12 protein-coding genes, 2 tRNA genes and 1 pseudogene are annotated in these 15,911 nt (G+C 52.0%); 12 read left to right on the top strand and 3 right to left on the bottom strand.

Going from position 1 to position 15,911, the window contains the following annotated elements; translation table 11 throughout:
• Nucleotide 1 precedes the first annotated feature (1 nt).
• From C5S61_RS27290 to C5S61_RS12655, 3 genes are read left to right on the top strand one after another with little or no spacing between them, the layout of a single operon-like run.
• A complete protein-coding gene (locus tag C5S61_RS27290) occupies nt 2-475 on the top strand; it encodes a PTS mannitol transporter subunit IIA (protein ID WP_240614513.1) in 474 nt (157 codons plus the stop codon).
• Nucleotides 462-2,570, top strand: coding sequence for a phosphoenolpyruvate--protein phosphotransferase (gene ptsP / locus C5S61_RS12650; RefSeq protein WP_205701394.1), 2,109 nt, complete (start codon nt 462-464; stop codon nt 2,568-2,570). Before C5S61_RS27290 ends, ptsP begins: the two co-directional genes overlap by 14 nt.
• Nucleotides 2,567-4,300 (top strand): alcohol dehydrogenase catalytic domain-containing protein, encoded by a 1,734-nt coding sequence (locus C5S61_RS12655; RefSeq protein WP_110515411.1) that lies wholly within the window; start codon nt 2,567-2,569, stop codon nt 4,298-4,300. Before ptsP ends, C5S61_RS12655 begins: the two co-directional genes overlap by 4 nt.
• A 334-nt stretch (nt 4,301-4,634) precedes the next feature.
• Here the strand turns inward: C5S61_RS12655 and C5S61_RS12660 are convergent.
• Nucleotides 4,635-4,709, bottom strand: a tRNA-His gene (locus tag C5S61_RS12660).
• Between the two features lie 223 nt (nt 4,710-4,932).
• Between C5S61_RS12660 and C5S61_RS26855 the strand changes: the two are divergent.
• From C5S61_RS26855 to C5S61_RS12680, 5 genes and pseudogenes are all read left to right on the top strand, one after another.
• Nucleotides 4,933-5,931, top strand: a pseudogene (locus C5S61_RS26855) (hypothetical protein); the annotation flags it as partial.
• A 9-nt stretch (nt 5,932-5,940) separates the two neighbouring features.
• Nucleotides 5,941-6,330 (top strand): hypothetical protein, encoded by a 390-nt coding sequence (locus C5S61_RS27585; RefSeq protein ID WP_369128090.1) that lies wholly within the window; start codon nt 5,941-5,943, stop codon nt 6,328-6,330.
• An 8-nt stretch (nt 6,331-6,338) separates the two neighbouring features.
• Nucleotides 6,339-7,487, top strand: a complete 1,149-nt coding sequence (locus tag C5S61_RS12670) for an SAVED domain-containing protein (protein ID WP_110515412.1) — start codon at nt 6,339-6,341, stop codon at nt 7,485-7,487.
• A gap of 69 nt (nt 7,488-7,556) precedes the next feature.
• Nucleotides 7,557-7,633 (top strand) — tRNA-Arg (locus C5S61_RS12675).
• Nucleotides 7,634-7,686: 53 nt separating this feature from the next.
• A complete protein-coding gene (locus C5S61_RS12680; RefSeq protein ID WP_110515413.1) occupies nt 7,687-8,055 on the top strand; it encodes a hypothetical protein in 369 nt (122 codons plus the stop codon).
• A 4-nt stretch (nt 8,056-8,059) separates the two neighbouring features.
• Here the strand turns inward: C5S61_RS12680 and C5S61_RS12685 are convergent, their stop codons facing one another.
• Nucleotides 8,060-8,455, bottom strand: coding sequence for a ribosomal maturation YjgA family protein (locus tag C5S61_RS12685; RefSeq protein WP_110515414.1), 396 nt, complete (start codon nt 8,453-8,455; stop codon nt 8,060-8,062).
• Between the two features lie 177 nt (nt 8,456-8,632).
• Between C5S61_RS12685 and C5S61_RS27100 the strand changes: the two genes are divergently transcribed.
• The 4 genes from C5S61_RS27100 (at nt 8,633) to C5S61_RS12705 (ending at nt 14,654) form a co-directional block, all read left to right on the top strand.
• Entirely contained in the window at nt 8,633-10,960 is a 2,328-nt protein-coding gene (locus C5S61_RS27100) for a hypothetical protein (protein WP_205701395.1), read from the top strand.
• Nucleotides 10,961-11,056: 96 nt separating this feature from the next.
• Nucleotides 11,057-11,554: a YciE/YciF ferroxidase family protein gene (locus C5S61_RS12695; RefSeq protein WP_205701396.1), complete on the top strand. Its 498-nt coding sequence runs from the start codon at nt 11,057-11,059 to the stop codon at nt 11,552-11,554.
• Between the two features lie 435 nt (nt 11,555-11,989).
• A complete protein-coding gene (locus C5S61_RS12700; protein ID WP_110515416.1) occupies nt 11,990-13,501 on the top strand; it encodes a glycogen synthase in 1,512 nt (503 codons plus the stop codon).
• The gene (locus C5S61_RS12705) at nt 13,488-14,654 is read left to right on the top strand and encodes a hypothetical protein (RefSeq protein WP_205701397.1); all 1,167 of its coding nucleotides are present in this window, start codon (nt 13,488-13,490) and stop codon (nt 14,652-14,654) included. Before C5S61_RS12700 ends, C5S61_RS12705 begins: the two co-directional genes overlap by 14 nt.
• A gap of 68 nt (nt 14,655-14,722) precedes the next feature.
• On the opposite strand, the gene C5S61_RS12710 is transcribed toward C5S61_RS12705, so the two are convergent.
• Nucleotides 14,723-15,688, bottom strand: a complete 966-nt coding sequence (locus C5S61_RS12710) for an asparaginase (protein ID WP_110515417.1) — start codon at nt 15,686-15,688, stop codon at nt 14,723-14,725.
• Nucleotides 15,689-15,911: the final 223 nt, after the last annotated feature.

The raw sequence follows: 15,911 nt of genomic DNA on the forward strand, positions 1-15,911 counted from the left end.
AATGTCGATCTTATCGAGCGAAACGATTCGGCTTGGAGCCAGCGCTGCGAGCAAACACGAGGCCATTCAACAAGCTGGAGCCTTGTTAGTTGCCAGCGGCTGTGTTTCGGCTAATTATGTGGCTGGCATGTTACAGCGCGAACAAGTCATCTCAACCTATCTTGGTAATGGTGTGGCGATTCCGCATGGCCAGCACGAAAATATGGCCGATGTGCTGCGCACTGGCATCGCTGTGGTGCAGTTTCCCGCTGGTGTTGAGTGGGAGCCAGGCGAGTTGGCCTATTTGGTGATTGGCATCGCTGCCAACGCCGATGAACATGTTGGCGTGTTGGCCAACTTGGCCGAAGTGATCGAGGATGAGCACATTGTCCAGCATTTGGCCCAAACCACCGATCCCTTGCAAATTCTTGAGCACTTAGGGCGAGCGCGTGAGGAAGAAGCCTACGACGAGGAAAGGCATCATGCAGGAGCTTGATCTGGTCATTCATAACTCGGCAGGCCTGCATGCGCGGCCTGCCAGAGTGTTGGTTGACCTTGCAAAACAATTCAAATCGACCGTGCATATTCGGGCTGGCAACAAGCGGGTTAGCGCCAAAAGCATGATCGCAATTTTGACCTTGGGCGTTGGTTGCGGTCAAGCGGTGCAGATTGACATAAATGGTGAAGATGAAGCGCTGGCCGCCGAAGCCCTGACAACTGCTGTGCGTGAAGGTTTAGGCGAAGGTCCCGAAAGCCATGATAGCGTCAACAGTGCCTTAGCTGCTGCTCGCAACGGCAATGGCACGCCCAACGGCCACGCCCAAATCGCATCAAATGCTGTACTAACTGACGTTGTGCCACTTAGCACCCCAACGCGTGCCGAACCGATCAAAGCTGGCGCGACCATCCAAGCAATTGCTGGCGCACCTGGAATTGCAGTTGGCCCAGTTTTGCGCTACGAACGGGCACGAATTGACATTAACCACGCATTTAGCGGCGTGGATAACGAGCTACAGCATTTGCAAGCAGCCTTGACCACCGCCCAACAACAATTAGTGGCGCTGCGCGAACAAGTGTTGGTACGAGCCGATGCCAGCGAAGCAGCAATTTTCGATGTTCACCGCGATATTTTGGCCGATCCAAGTTTATTAGAGGCGGTGCATGGCGCGATTGGCGCTGGTCAGGCGGCAGCGGTTGCTTGGCAAACAGTGATCAATCAACAAGCAGTTGCAATTGCCCAACTCGACGATCGTTTGTTGGCTGAGCGAGCGAGCGATATTCGCGACGTTGGCGACCGTGTGCTGCGCCTGTTGGCGGGAGCCGAAGCCGCTAGCCTCGATCAACATTGGGCCAAAACCAAGCAGCCAATGATTGTGGTTGCCTATGATCTCACGCCCTCGGAAACCGCAGCGTTTGATCCGGCCAAAGTGCTGGGCTTTTGCACTGCTGTGGGTGGCCCGAATGCGCATACCGCGATTTTGGCCCGCGCTTTGGGCTTGCCAGCGGTGATTAGCGCTGGGCCGAGCGTCTTGGAATTGGCCACCGGAACTGAAGTGATTCTTGATGGCACTGCTGGCACGTTATTAATTAGCCCATCGGCTGAGGCGATTACTGCTGCCAAAACTGCTCAGCAACACGAGCAAGCGCAACAAGCCTTGGCGATACGGAGCGCCAATCAGCCAGCGACGACCGTTGATGGCCAGCATATCGAAGTTGTCGCCAACATTGGCGGCTTGAACGAAGCCCAACAAGCCACAACCCTTGGGGCTGATGGCGTTGGCTTATTGCGCACCGAATTTCTGTTTTTGGAGCGCACCCAAGCCCCCACCGAAGATGAACAATTCGCGACCTACCGCGATATTGCCCAAGCCATGGACGCTGCTCCCGTGATTGTGCGCACGCTCGACATTGGCGGCGACAAACCCTTGCCATATTTGGCCCTGCCTACTGAGGAAAACCCATTTTTGGGCGAGCGCGGAATTCGCTTGTGCTTAGCTCATCCTGAGTTGCTGCAAACCCAATTGCGGGCAATTTTACGCGCTGCCAGCTTTGGCCGCTTGCGGATTATGTTCCCGATGATTGCCGATGCTGGCGAATTACGCGCTGCCAAAGCTGAAGTCGAACGCATTCGGGCTGAATTGCAGCTGCCGCCAATCGAAATTGGGATCATGATTGAAGTGCCTTCAGCGGCATTAATGGCCGATCTTTTGGCCCAAGAAGTCGATTTCTTTTCAATTGGCACCAACGACCTGACCCAATATACCTTGGCGATGGATCGTACCCACCCAACCTTGGCCGCCCAAGCAGATGGCCTGCACCCAGCGGTGTTGCGGTTGATTGCGCGCACGGTTGAGGCGGCCCATGCTGCTGGCAAATGGGTTGGAGTTTGCGGCGAGTTGGGCGCTGATCCGCAGGCTGTGCCAATTTTGGTTGGGCTGGGCGTTGATGAATTAAGCGTCAGCGTGCCCGCTATTCCAACTGTTAAAGCCCAAATTCGAGCATTGAACTTTGCTCAGTGCCAAACATCTGCCCGCCGTGCATTGGCCTGTGCCACTGCCGCCGAAGTACGCCAAGGAGCGTTCGACCAATGACCACTTTTGATCACTATCAAGCACCCGATGCCCCGATTGCTGCAACCACGGTTGCCTGGAATATGTATGGGGCTGGGGTTGAGAATATTGGGCGCGATGCCCTACCTGAAACCTTTGCCGTGAGCGAGCCTGCCGATAATCAGCTATTGGTGCGGGTTGATGCGGTCGGCATGTGCTTCTCCGATGTTAAATTGATTCAGCAGGGTGGTCGCCATCCCAAGCTGTATAATCGCGATTTGGCCAGCGAGCCAACCCGCTTGGGCCACGAAGCAGCCTTAACCGTGCTCAAAGTTGGCAAAGATCTGCAAGATCTGTATCAGCCAGGTCAGCGTTTGGCGATTCAGCCCGATATTTACCAAGATGGTATGAGCACGGCCTATGGCTACACGATTCCTGGTGGCCTGACCCAATTTCATGTGCTTGGCGATGAAGTGCTGAATGCAGACGATGGAGCCTATGTGCTGCCAATTGGCGCGGGTATGGGCTACGCCGAAACCGCCTTGACCGAGCCATGGGCCTGTGTCGAAGGAGCCTACACCCAGCGCCGCCTCCTCCAACTCAAGGAAGGTGGCACATTGTGGATTATTGGCAACGCTGATGATCAAACCAGCTACAGTTTTAGCAGTGGCCTTGCTGCGCCAGCCAGAATTATTTTGACTGATGTGCCGCAGCAAGTGCGCGAACTTGTGCAGCAAACCAGCAAGGCCGAAATTCTGGTGCGCGATGGCCTGAGCATTGATGATTACGCCGCACTGAGCAGCGAATTGACTAGCAACCAAGGCTTTGACGATGTGATCGTGCTTGATCCACGCTCTGCTAACCAAATTAGCGCCGCAGCCCGCTTGGTTGCCCGACGTGGCACGTTTAATTTGGTTGGCCAAACTGCGCTCGATGGTTTGCCAGAGATCGATGTTGGGCGAATTCACTACGATTATATTGCCTATGTTGGCACAAGCGGCCCTGAAATTAGCGCAGCCTATGGCGAGCAACGCAATCGCTGCGATTTACAACCAAATGGCGTGGCGGTCTTTGTTGGTGCTGGCGGGCCGATGGGCCAAATGCACGTCCAGCGGGCGATTGAATTGCCTAATGGGCCACGCACCATCATTGCAACCGATGTCAACGACGATCGGCTGCGGGCCTTGGATCGATTATTTCGGAGTTTAGCAGAGGCTCGGGGCAAACGCTTGGTGCTGATCAACCCAACGCTTGAAAACTCGTTGCATGCCACAGTTATGCTCGAAAGCAACGATTTGGGTGCTGATGATGTGATTGTCAGCGTGCCAAGTGGTCCGTTGATGGGCGATGCAGCAACTTTGTTAGCCCCAAATGGCATGTTGGTGTTGTTTGCTGGTGTGCCAAATGGCACCTTTGCACCCTTGAATTTGAGCAATGTCTATTTGGCCAATGCTCAATTTACAGGTACATCTGGCTCGCGGATTAGCGACCAAGCAACGGTAATTCAAAAAACGCTTGCTGGCGAGCTATCGCCAAATCGTTCGGTGGCGGCAGTTGGTGGCATCGAAGCGGCGCTCGATGGTGTTAAAGCCATGATGGCCGGAACCTATGCAGGCAAAGTTGTGATTTTTCCACAGTTGAGTGGCTTGCCGCTGACCGGAATTGATCAGTTGCACAGCATTTGCCCTGAAGTAGCTGCTAAACTGGGCGAAGGCAATGTCTGGAATCCTGAAGCAGAACAAGCCTTGATTGAACACTTCTGGCAAGGCTAAATGGGTCTAGCGCCTAAATGTACTGGTACATCACGTTAACCATTGTCTGATCCCCTCACCCCAACCCCGCTCCCGTGGCGCGGGCGAGGGGCTTTAACGCCGTGGTTCACCCCCAATTCCTTCGTGAAAACCGATGCTCCCCCTCGCCCACGTTCAGTGGGAGAGGGGGCTGGGGGGTGAGGGCATGCTGCTTGTTGTTAATCCAATGTACCAATACACCTAACGCTTGAGCCAGTTCCTTAGAACATAAGGAACTGGCTTTTTTGATGGCGATTTTTAAGCTAAAAGCAGAACTCCTTGTTCATAGTTAACTACGAACAAGGAGTTCTTTTAATGGGGTGGCTAAAGGGGCTCGAACCCTCAACATCCTCAGCCACAGTGAGGCGCTCTGCCATTGAGCTATAGCCACCATATTTGTTGCCTCATTTACTAAGGCGTTGAGATTATAGCACGATTCGCTTGGCATGTCAAATTGCCCCAAGCGTCTCGACCAGTGGCATGCTGCTACTTGAGACACGGCTAAAAATCAGCTTAAAAATCGTAGCAAATTGCTTAGCGACAGCCCAAAAAGGCTGTGGTAGACTGGCCATGGTGCTGTCCGATTATCCGCAGCAAAACCAAAGGAGGCCTTGATGCGTCGAATAATTGCTGTTGCTTTACTGGTTGGCTTGATTGCTGCTTGCAGTTCCAATTGGGCTGGGCCGCCAACTGCCCAGAGCACACCCGCCAATCCGACCAATTTTCCACCGACTCCCCAAAGCTCGCCAAATATTGGCCAATGCCCAGTTTTTCCGCTTGATAATGTTTGGAATACGCCAATCGACAATTTGCCAGTGCACCCGCGTTCGAGCCAGTATATTGCCAGCATTGGCGCGAGCGAAAGCCTGCACCCCGATTTTGGCGCAGGCCAATGGAATGGCGGTGCAATTGGCATTCCATTTGTGGTTGTGCCCGCCAATCAACCAACCGTGACCGTGAATTTTGTCGATTATCCCGATGAGAGCGATCCAACCACGGGCGCAGGCCAATATCCCGTGCCGCCGAATGCGCCGCGCGAACATGGCAGCGACCATCATGTGTTGGTGGTGCGTGAGGGCGAGTGTAAACTCTACGAACTCTACAATGCGACCAAAATCAACGATACCACTTGGAATGCGAGCAATGGCGCGATGTTCGATTTGCGTTCGAATGCGCTACGGCCTGCAAGTTGGACTTCGGCAGATGCAGCTGGTTTGCCAATTTTGCCTGGTTTAGTGCGCTACGAAGAGGTACAGGCAGGCGAAATTCGCCATGCAATTCGCTTTACGATTCAGCGTTCGCAAAAAGCCTATGTTTGGCCCGCCCGCCATTTTGCCTCGTCGCTTACCGACTTGAATCTGCCACCGATGGGCATGCGTTTTCGGCTTAAAGCCGCGTTCGATATTTCGGGCTTTTCCAGCGAGGTGCAAGTTATTTTACGCGCCATGCAACGCTATGGCATCATTGTGGCCGATAATGGCTCGGATTGGTATATTTCCGGCGCGCCGCATCCAAATTGGGATGATAGCGATTTGGGCAGTGCCTTTGATCAAATTCGGGGCGAGCATTTCGAGGCCGTTGATAGCTCCAGCTTGCAGCTTAACGCCGATTCGGCGGCGGTTGTGGCCAGTGCTGCTCCGCAACCAAACAAGCTGGCCGAATTTGGCGCTGTTGATCAAGGCCAAGCGTTGCGCTATGCAATTACCGTGGTTGGCACGGGCAGTTCGCAAACGATGAATGATCAATTGCCAGCAGGCTTGACGATTGTGCCTAACAGCGCAATGATTAATCCAAGCACGTTGCCAGCGCCAACAATGAGTAATAATAGCGTGCAATGGAGTGGCACAATTCCCAATTCGCAGAGCGCCGTAATTAGCTTTCGCGCCACCGTCAGCACCAATGAGCGCCGCGTAATTGTCAATACAGCCCAGATTAATAGTCGTAGCGTGCAGGCCAGCATTATTGCCAACGGCTATCGGGTTTGGTCGCCATTAGTGCGTAAAATTAAATAGGAGGTTGTGTGAACCAATTTGAGCCGATTTATCATCCTGAAAGTCGCCCGCTTAGCCTCTGGCTTGCCCCAAATAGCGCGCCTGCCCGAGCTGATTTGGCGCGTGAATGTCGGGTGCGTGGTTTGGTTATCGAACGTGATCCTAGCCATGCAGCAAGCGAAATTCGTGAGCAAATAGCAGCGAGCCAAGGGGTTGTGCTCTATCTTGATTCACTCGACGTAACGATTGATCAGCCGCTTGGGGTGGCGATTCTGTATTTGCAAGAACATCCCGAAACCCCGTGGTGGCTAGTTTGTGACGAGGTGGAAATTGCCGAAGTTCGTGAAGCAGCGAACTTTCAATATTTGCCGTTTACGCAATTACAACACAGCTGGCAGCTTGATCAGCATAACCCCGTTCAGGTAGCGCAAGCATTATTGAAGGTCGTTTTTCAGCGTTTTATGCGCCAAAATAACCCTTCGTGGCTGAGCCTACTTGCATGTACCTATAACGCTGCACCAGCCAAAGGAGCGCATATCGCGCTTGATTGGAGCGATTGGACGCAGAATAATGCAATTGATACCGCTGCCTGGCCGATCATCCAGCAGGCCATTATTGATGTTAAAAATGTGATTGTTGGCCAAGCGATTGAGCGCTTATTGATTCTGCCACGAGTTCACTTAACCGCAGCGTTCTTGATTGGGGCGGTTTTTAATACCCGTTTGGCAAGCATCAATCAGTGTTGGGTCGCTAATGAATTTCGTGAGCTTCAATGGTGGAATTGCAACGACCAAGGTACTGCTCATGGCATTAGCGCAGTGCGAACTCAGCTTGAGCAAGGCTCTGAGCTGAGTTTGGAATGGGCGATTACCCAACCAGTTGCAACCGTGAAAGTGCCGATTGATCGTTATATTGAGCAGCATTTGGCTGGGCAACTCAAGCAACGCCTGCTCTATAGCCGTGATGGCATCGATTCAAGCAAGCGCGCCAGTGCTGTGGCCCAACTCTTTCGCAGCGAGCTGCTGGCCAATCCTGCTTCGCTTGTGCATTGCTTTGCGGCACTGCCTGCTGCTTTGGCGGTCTGCTTTGGGCGGCAATTGAATGCTTGCCCGCCATTGCAATGTTACGAATTAAAGGGCCGCAGCGATTACGTACCATCATGGATTATCAAGGCCTAGACTTGCCACCAAGTGCGCAGAATATGCTATACTCTAGGGGTCGTGGCAAGCCATGATCCCTCAACATTGGCGGGCGTAGCTCAGTTGGATAGAGCATCGGTCTTCTAAACCGACGGTCGTGGGTTCGAGTCCCGCCGTCCGTGCCAATCCCTTTTTTTGCAAACATTAGCGGGCAAATTCAAAAGCAAACGAGCTATCCATGCAGCGCTGGCAGATTGCTACGCCATTAAGTGGCTGTTTTTCACCCAGAATTAATTATGCTGGCAGGCCATTTTGGTGTGCTTTTGATTACCATGTAGTCAATGAGCCAACGCTCGATCGGCTGATGGTCGTGGCTTCACAGGCAGCAACTGAGCCAACTCTGATATGGTTTCCTCAGCTGCGCGCAGGCATGGAAGCTTGTTGGCAACAACTTGCCAACGACGGGGTGCTGTTCGTCGGCGTTTGCATCACGATTGAGCATATTGCGACCCACCCAATTGATACAACTGCGCAAGGCTGTCAATACTATGGTTCGGCCTTTCTGGCGTGGCTTTTTCGTGAGCATGCGTACATCAGCTCACCATAATGCTTCATTGCCCTGCTTCAACCCTCGCCCAATACGCTTCATAGCCAAAAAATAGCACGATGCCAATTGCATAACTCACAAGATCCCAGTAATTAAATGTGGTTCCTAGCAGCAGCGCCATGAGCTGGATCAAGCTGTTTTCATGGCTGCGCATAGCGAGCGGAATGCCAGTTTGTTGAAACAGCTCAATCAGCACCACCAGGCCAAAGCCAATTAGCGCTGCCTTGGCAAGCGTTAGCCTCGGCGCAAACACAAGCAACAGCATAAACAGCATTGCTGCATAGAGCGCATCGCCAAGATAGTTGTCGAATAATGCGAATCCGGTCGCAATCAGCCGCGAGCCGATGCCACTTAGGATAATCACGCCAAGCACAATAATTCGGCGGGTTGTTGGCTTCATCAAACTGTGCTCCAAGCATTGATCAATTGAGAAATTGCTGCCAACCAGCAACGATGAAGCCCTCTATTTCCCTATTGACCTGTTAGCGGTGATGCAGGAACATGTGCGCACATGTTGGCCCTGTTTGCGTATGCTCAAACAAGACTTCTTTGCTTAATCGAGAGGATATGATTAATTATGCGTTCTACTCTGCGTTTGTCAATTGGCTTCGTGAGCGTGGCGCTGCTTGCGCTGAGCAGCCTTTTGGGCGTGAATGCGCGCCAACCAGCCAGCAGCGTACCAATAAGCGGCACTTGGGATAGTAGTTTTGGCCAAAGCTTACAGCAACCAGCAACAATCTCCTCGCTAACGATCGATCCTATCACTGGTGAACTGTATGTGCTTGGGGATTTTCACTCGGTTAATGGTCAAGCGATTAATGGATTAACCAAATGGGATGGAGCCGCTTGGACAAACTACAATTTGCATGCAGATGACATCAATAAAATTCGCGCCGTCGCAACCTATAGCGATACACTTTACGTGGCTGGCCAATTTACGAACCTGCAAAATCGTCAAATCAATGCTATTGCAACTTGGGATGGAACGAATTTTCAGGCCTTTGGCGAAGGCCTATGGGGAACGCTTGAGCAAGAATTCGCCGAGCCAATTGCCTATGCACTCCATGTCTATAGCGATACGCTGTATATTGGTGGCAACTTTAGTGGCTTTAATGGGTGGCAGTCATTTGGGGTTGCTCAATGGAATGGGACAGTCAAACCTCAACCTATCGAGTTCAACGATACGGTCAGTAGCTTTATCAGCACGCCTGAGGGCTTAGTTGCTGCTGGAGACTTTTGGAAGTTCAACTTCCAACCTGCACAGCTTGCGCGACTAGAACAAAATCAATGGGTTCCGATTAATTTTGGCTGGCCCACGATGTATTTACAAGCTTATACAATTGGTACCAGCACCTACCTTGTCACGCGATCGTGGTATGCGCCCTTTCAAAGCCAAGTGTATCGCTGGCACAATAGTCAACGTGAGTTGATTGGGCCAACCCATCCTGGGCCAATTAATGCGTTGGTTGGCTTTGATAATAGGTTGTATATGCAAAGTGACAATCAGCTTTGGGTTTTGAACCAAGATCAATGGGTTCCAGCCCAATTACCTTTTGCAATTACCAAGCTTACTGCATTAGCCTCAGATGGTGAAACGCTCTATCTTGGTGGCCATATGACGCTTGATGGTCAGCCTCAGCAGTTGGTCGCGTGGGATGGCAGCACCGCCCAAGGGCTTGGGAGCTTTCTTGGCAAGCAGAATGTTCAGGCCATCGCTGGCGATGTTGGCCAACCACTGATTACGACCAAGCATATCACCGCCAGCAATTCGGGCACGATTCAGCGCTGGAATGGCAGCCAATGGGATCTGCTGGCGACTGGCGATACAACCGTTAGTAATGCTCAATTGCACAGCTTGGGCCAACAAGCCTATGTGCTATTGGAGTATCCCCGTGTTTTGAGTCAAGCCATCCCAGCCAGTAATATTTGGCATTGGGAAAATAATGCTTGGCAAAGTGGCGTGTTGAGCACAACCGACCACATTAATTGGCATCGATCAGGCCAACAACTGTTTACCTATCTTGCACCGCTCCAATCCAATCTCCCAATTACCGGGCTGGTCGAGTTTGATGGTCAAACCCTTAGCCAACGCATCGCTGCTGAATGGTTTTCAACCTACGATGAACAAATTGTTGTGCATCAAAGCCAATTTTATAAACTTGAGTTTAACGAATTACAATGGAGTTCATTTCTTTCTCTTGCACGCTGGAATGGTACGACTTGGCAAGATGTAAAAACTCATAGCTTGGGCAAACGTGACTATCATTTTGTCACATGGAACAATCAATTGTACATGGCAACCACTGGTGGTCGCTTGTATCGCTTTGATCAAGACCTCAATTTGATCGAAATAGCCCAATTTGATGGACCGATTACGACCATGCAAGGCCTCGATGGCGGTGGCTTGTATATCGGTGGCGATTTTATGCAGGTCGGTGGCGTAACGACTGGCCCAATTGTGCGCTTTGATGGTACGAGCTTTAGTGGCTTAGCAAGCTATCCAAATGGGGCGGTTCGCAAGTTGGCGGTTGATTATAACCGACTCTATGTGGCTGGCGATTTTAGCAAAGTTGGCGAGATTGATTCCTTGGGCGTGGCCGTATTCAGCTTTGCCACACCAGAATTAACCCCAACGCCAACCAATACACCAACCGCCACCAATACGTCGACGGTGACCAATACGCCACTGCCAACCAACACCGCAACGGCAACCAGCACGCCAACGACGACCGCGACTGTAACCAACACCCGAACGCCAACCAGTACGCCAACGGCAACCAATACACCAACCATAACCGTGACCAGCGTGCCAACCAACACGCCAAGCGCGACGATTTCGCCAACGCCAAATGCCACGACCTATCGGCTGTATGCGCCAGTGGCAATGGCACGAACCGACCAATAACCTGCATCATGTGAGGGCTGATTATTCGGGGTGGTACGATTGTTGCTTTATAGCATTGCATAGAAGATGATCTTGTGATTCATATGGAGGACGATGATGACCACCCTTAAAACACTCGATGATCTGTTGCATGAACATCTTAGTGATTTGTATGATGCAGAAACCCAAATTCTCGATGCCTTACCGCTGATGGCCAAGCAAGCGACTGCTCCAGTGTTACGGGCTGCGTTTGAAAAGCATCTGGAAGAAACCAAAGTTCAGCGTGCAACCCTTGATGATATTTTTACCGATCTCGGCAAAAAACCATCCGACCACCGTTGTAAAGCGATGGAAGGCATCTTGCGCGAAGGCCAAGATTTCATGAAGGAGAAGGCTGATCCCGAGGTGATGGATGCTGGCTTGATTGCAGCAGCCCAACGGGTTGAGCACTATGAAATGGCTGGCTATGGCTGTGTGCGCACCTGGGCCAAACAGCTTGGCATGAATAGTATCGCTGAGCGCTTGCAAAAAATCCTTGATCAAGAAGGCGAAACTGATCATAATCTCACCAAGATTGCCGAGAAAACGATTAATCGGCGTGCTGTTGGTGAATAAGTGTTGATGTGAATTTCGTTTTGCGCAAACCCTCTGTTTCATGCGTTGAAGCAGGGGGTTTGTGCTTATCAGGAATGCGTGCTCAAGGATGTTCTATGTGTAATGTCACGTTAACCACTGCCTGATCCCCTCACCCCAACCCCTCTCCCGTGCGCGGGCGAGGGGCTTGAACACGGTGGTTCTGCCCCAATTCGTTGGTTAAAACGGTGCTCCCACTCGCCCGCGTCGAGTGGGAGAGCAGTTGGGGTGAGGGAACGCGGTTGTCAATCCAATGTACCAATACATCTATGCTCTATGTTCTATGTTCTATGCTCTTAGAAACGGGTTTGCATTGTGTAATAGCTATGTGGTAGCATAGCAAACACAGTCGAGGCCGACCATGCACGCAAAGGCACGGGCGGCTTTCTTATCGCAATTCAGCGCAAAGCAGTATGCATGAATGAACAAGCCTTACGGATTTTATATTTGGCCTCTGAGGTCGAGCCATTTGCCCGCACTGGCGGTTTAGCCGAGGTTGCTGCCTCGTTGCCCCGCGCCTTGCAGGCCTTAGGTCATGAAGTAATTGTGGCGATGCCGCGCTATGGTCATATTGATCCCACCCGCTGGCAGCTTGAACCAAGCAACATCAACCTGAACGTGCCTTTAGCCGATGCTGCCGAACCAGCAACCTGGTATCGCACCACATTGCCTGATAGCAACGTGCAAGTTTGGATGGTTGAGAACCAGCGTTTATTTGGCCAGCCTGAGGTTTACCTTGGCGATGGCGATGCTGAACGCTTTGTGTTTTGGGCCAAGGCCGCGCTCGAAATTGCCCGCGCTCAAGGCTGGCAGCCCGATGTGGTGCACCTCAACGATTGGCATGCGGCGATTGTGGCCAACTGGCTGCGCACCTCGTATCGCGATGATGAATTTTTTGCCAATACCGCTTCGCTCTATACCATTCATACGCTTGCGTATCGCGGCGTGTTTGGCCAACGGGTGTTGGAGATGGCAGGCATTGCCGAATATGGCTATATTGCGCATTCGGATATGCCAAGTTTGCATCGCGTGGTCGATTTAATGAGTCGTGGCATCTATTATGCCGATATGATTAATACGGTCAGCCCAACCCATGCCCGTGAGATATTAACGCCGGCATTTGGTGAAGGTCTCGACCCATTGCTGCGCGATCGGCGTGATCGCTTGTTTGGGGTCTTGAATGGCATTGACAATCAGCGCTATAATCCTGCTACTGATTCGTACCTTGCCCAAGCATTCAGCCACGATGATCTAACGGGCAAACAAGTGTGTAAAACGGCGCTGCAACAGCAATTAGGCTTGGAGCTTGATCCTAACAAGCCCTTGTTTTGTTTCATTGGGCGCTTAAACGATCAAAAAGGCTTGGGCCTGTTAGCCGAAACGATCGAAGCATTATTAAGTCATCATCACTTCCAATGGGTGGTTATGGGGACTGGCGAAGCGCGCTATCATGAATGGCTCAGCGGCTTGCAGCAACGCTATCCACAGCAAGTTGCGCTGGCGCTGACCTTTAATGAAGCTTTGGCGCATCAATGTTATGCTGGAAGTGATGTCTTATTAATGCCATCGTTGGTTGAGCCAGGCGGCACGAATCAACTGATTGCTCAGCGTTACGGCTGTTTACCGTTAGTTTGCGCGGTTGGCGGTCTTGCCGATACCGTTGAGAACATCAACACCTATGCCGGAACCGGCAATGGGTTTGGGTTTACCCAGCCAGAGAGTCAATCGCTGTATGGCACCATGATGCGTGCTCTAGAGCTGTATCGACACCAAGAACTCTGGCAGGCCGCAGTTAAGCGGGCGATGCACTGTGATTGGTCGTGGGCACGTTCGGCGCAACGCTACGATGAACTGTATCGCCGATCCCTCGTCAGTCGTGCAGCGCGTCGGCCACGCGCTAGCTATGGAGACGCGAATGAGCGTTCGTGAGTCGCTGTGGACTATGGATTCGTTTGAAGAAGCCTTCTTTAGCATTAACCACGGAGGAGCCGTGATCACTCATCTGCCGCGTTTGGTGGCGGGCTTGCCGCCCTCGGTTGCTGCCCTGTGGCGACAACTGTTCCGCGTTGATGTGAGCCATGGCACAATTCATCCACCAGACCGAATGCATGGCTGGATTGAACGCGCTTTTGGCAGTGTCGAAGCTGTCTTGCATCAAGAAATTATTCGGGTGACCAACCTCTGGACACTCGATGGAGCAATTTTTAACCGGATTCGTGGGCTACGTCCGCAACAAGGTCGCTATCAATCGGATATTGATCAGATTATTGCTGCCAGCGCTGGCCCGCAGGATGAAGCGGGCTTTTGCACGCCAGAAAGTGGCACGCCAGAAGATCGTTTTGGCCGCGTGCGTGGGCGCTATTGTCTCAGCGCTTCCAACGTTGCCAAATTCGATGGCTGGCATGGCGTGTTGATTTTCGATCAACATAATCCTTTGAATTTCAATCTCGAACGGGTCGAGGATTATATTCAGACTGCTGGGCGTTGGTTCGATGCGGTGCATAGCGCTGATCCGCAAGCGATCTATCCATTCTTTATTTGGAATAGTCTCTGGCGCTCGGGGGCATCGGTCATTCACGGCCACGCGCAAATGTCCGTTTCGCATGGGATGGCCTATCCCAAGGTCGAGATGTTGCGGCGTACTGCTGAGCAATATCAGCTGCAAAACAACAGCAATTATTTCCAAGATGTTTGGCGGGTGCATCGGGCCTTAGGGTTGAGCCTCAATATTCATAGCGAGCATACCTATGGCTATGTTTCACTCACGCCAGTCAAGGAAAAAGAGGTTGTGCTGTTTGGCAACGATCCGCAGGAATTGGCCCAATCGCTTTATCATGTGCTCGATTGTTTTGTGACTGAGTTGGGCGTGCAAAGCTTCAATGTGAGCATGACCCTGCCGCCGCTGACCGACACCCCTGAATCGTGGGCCAATCTGCCAACCATCGTGCGAATTGTTGATCGCGGCGATCCCAACAGCCGAGGCTCGGATATTGGGGCCATGGAACTCTACGCCGCCACGGTGGTTGCTAGCGATCCATTTAATATTGCCAATGCCTTAGCTGGCCGATTTCCTAGTTTATAAAGTTAAATAGCAAAGCGCCCTGCCCACGTTTCGATGGTGCAGGGCGCTTTTGTTTAAGCTGAGTTGGTTTATTCTGCAAACCAATCGCGTAATTCTTGGGGATGGGCAGCAGCACCCAAGGCAACCATTAATTTGATGCGAGCTTTGACTGGCGAAAGTTGCTGGGCAAACATAACGCCAAGCCGTTTGAGATCGTGATATTCGCCAACGTAGCCATATTCATCGTAGCAAATACCCTTCAAGCAGCGCGTCGTCACCACCACCGGAATCCGTTTATTGAGCGCTTCTTGGATGGTTGGCAGCCACCATGGCGGCACGCGGCCACCGCCAAACGCCGCAATTACGATTCCTTGCGAGTTGGTGTCGATGGCAGCGCGCAGTTGACGGTCGTCTGCGCCTTGGGTGGCATAAATTAAATCAACGCGTTCGGCCAAGCGCGAGCAGGGAATATAGTGGCGACCACTGGGCTGATGATGAATTCGCACGGTTGCGCCAGTTAAGCTGCCAATCGGGCCAAAACCAGGTGCATCAAAGGCATCAACCGTTTGCGAATCGATTTTTTGTACCGTTGCTGCCGAGAATAAGCGATCGTTGAAGGCGACCATCACGCCAAGCCCACGGGTTTGGGGGGCAGCAGCAGCGCGAATTGCTCCAGTCAGGTTGGTAACGCCATCATAGCCAACATCGGTGGCAATCCGCATCGAGCCAGTAAAGATCACTGGTTTATTCGAATCGATCAATAAATCGCATAAGAAGGCGCTTTCTTCCAAGGTATCGGTGCCATGGGTCACGACCACGCCATCGGCCTCGCCCAGCAATTGGCTATTGACCCGTTGAGCCAAATCAAGCGCCATGGTTGGAGTAATATGGCTGCTTGGCAAGTTGGTAAAATCTTGAAAGCTGACGTTAAATTCGCCGCGAGGCAGCATGGCCGAAAAATCATCGCCTTTGAGCATTGGAACTGCGCCGCTCCATTGCGGTGTGCGTTTGGTGGAAATTGTGCCGCCCGTTGTAATAACCACAACGTTGTGCATAGAGTCTCCCTGCCCGAAGGCTGTGAATCGTAAACTCGGCTTCAAGGATTGAGTTTAGTCAAGCTTATTGCTCACGTCAAGCAGCGTCAGTTTAGCATTTTGATCCACGAAGAGCACGAAGAGCACGAAGAACGAGGGCTGTAGGCTATGGGCTATCGGAACATCATTGGAGTTGGCAAGAGATTGTTGGCATTGTACGGATACCGATCCCCAGCCCCTGACC

The organism is Herpetosiphon llansteffanensis (assembly GCF_003205875.1).
Classification (GTDB): Bacteria; Chloroflexota; Chloroflexia; order Chloroflexales; family Herpetosiphonaceae; genus Herpetosiphon; species Herpetosiphon llansteffanensis.

What these genes read in the sequence shown, in the direction of transcription:
- C5S61_RS27290 (WP_240614513.1), top strand. Translation starts at nt 2, where the DNA reads ATGTCGATCTTATCGAGCGAAACGATTCGGCTTGGAGCCAGCGCTGCG.
- ptsP (WP_205701394.1), top strand. Translation starts at nt 462, where the DNA reads ATGCAGGAGCTTGATCTGGTCATTCATAACTCGGCAGGCCTGCATGCG.
- C5S61_RS12655 (WP_110515411.1), top strand. Translation starts at nt 2,567, where the DNA reads ATGACCACTTTTGATCACTATCAAGCACCCGATGCCCCGATTGCTGCA.
- C5S61_RS12680 (WP_110515413.1), top strand. Translation starts at nt 7,687, where the DNA reads ATGCAGCGCTGGCAGATTGCTACGCCATTAAGTGGCTGTTTTTCACCC.
- C5S61_RS12685 (WP_110515414.1), bottom strand. Translation starts at nt 8,455, where the DNA reads ATGAAGCCAACAACCCGCCGAATTATTGTGCTTGGCGTGATTATCCTA.
- C5S61_RS27100 (WP_205701395.1), top strand. Translation starts at nt 8,633, where the DNA reads ATGCGTTCTACTCTGCGTTTGTCAATTGGCTTCGTGAGCGTGGCGCTG.
- C5S61_RS12695 (WP_205701396.1), top strand. Translation starts at nt 11,057, where the DNA reads ATGACCACCCTTAAAACACTCGATGATCTGTTGCATGAACATCTTAGT.
- C5S61_RS12700 (WP_110515416.1), top strand. Translation starts at nt 11,990, where the DNA reads ATGAATGAACAAGCCTTACGGATTTTATATTTGGCCTCTGAGGTCGAG.
- C5S61_RS12705 (WP_205701397.1), top strand. Translation starts at nt 13,488, where the DNA reads ATGAGCGTTCGTGAGTCGCTGTGGACTATGGATTCGTTTGAAGAAGCC.
- C5S61_RS12710 (WP_110515417.1), bottom strand. Translation starts at nt 15,688, where the DNA reads ATGCACAACGTTGTGGTTATTACAACGGGCGGCACAATTTCCACCAAA.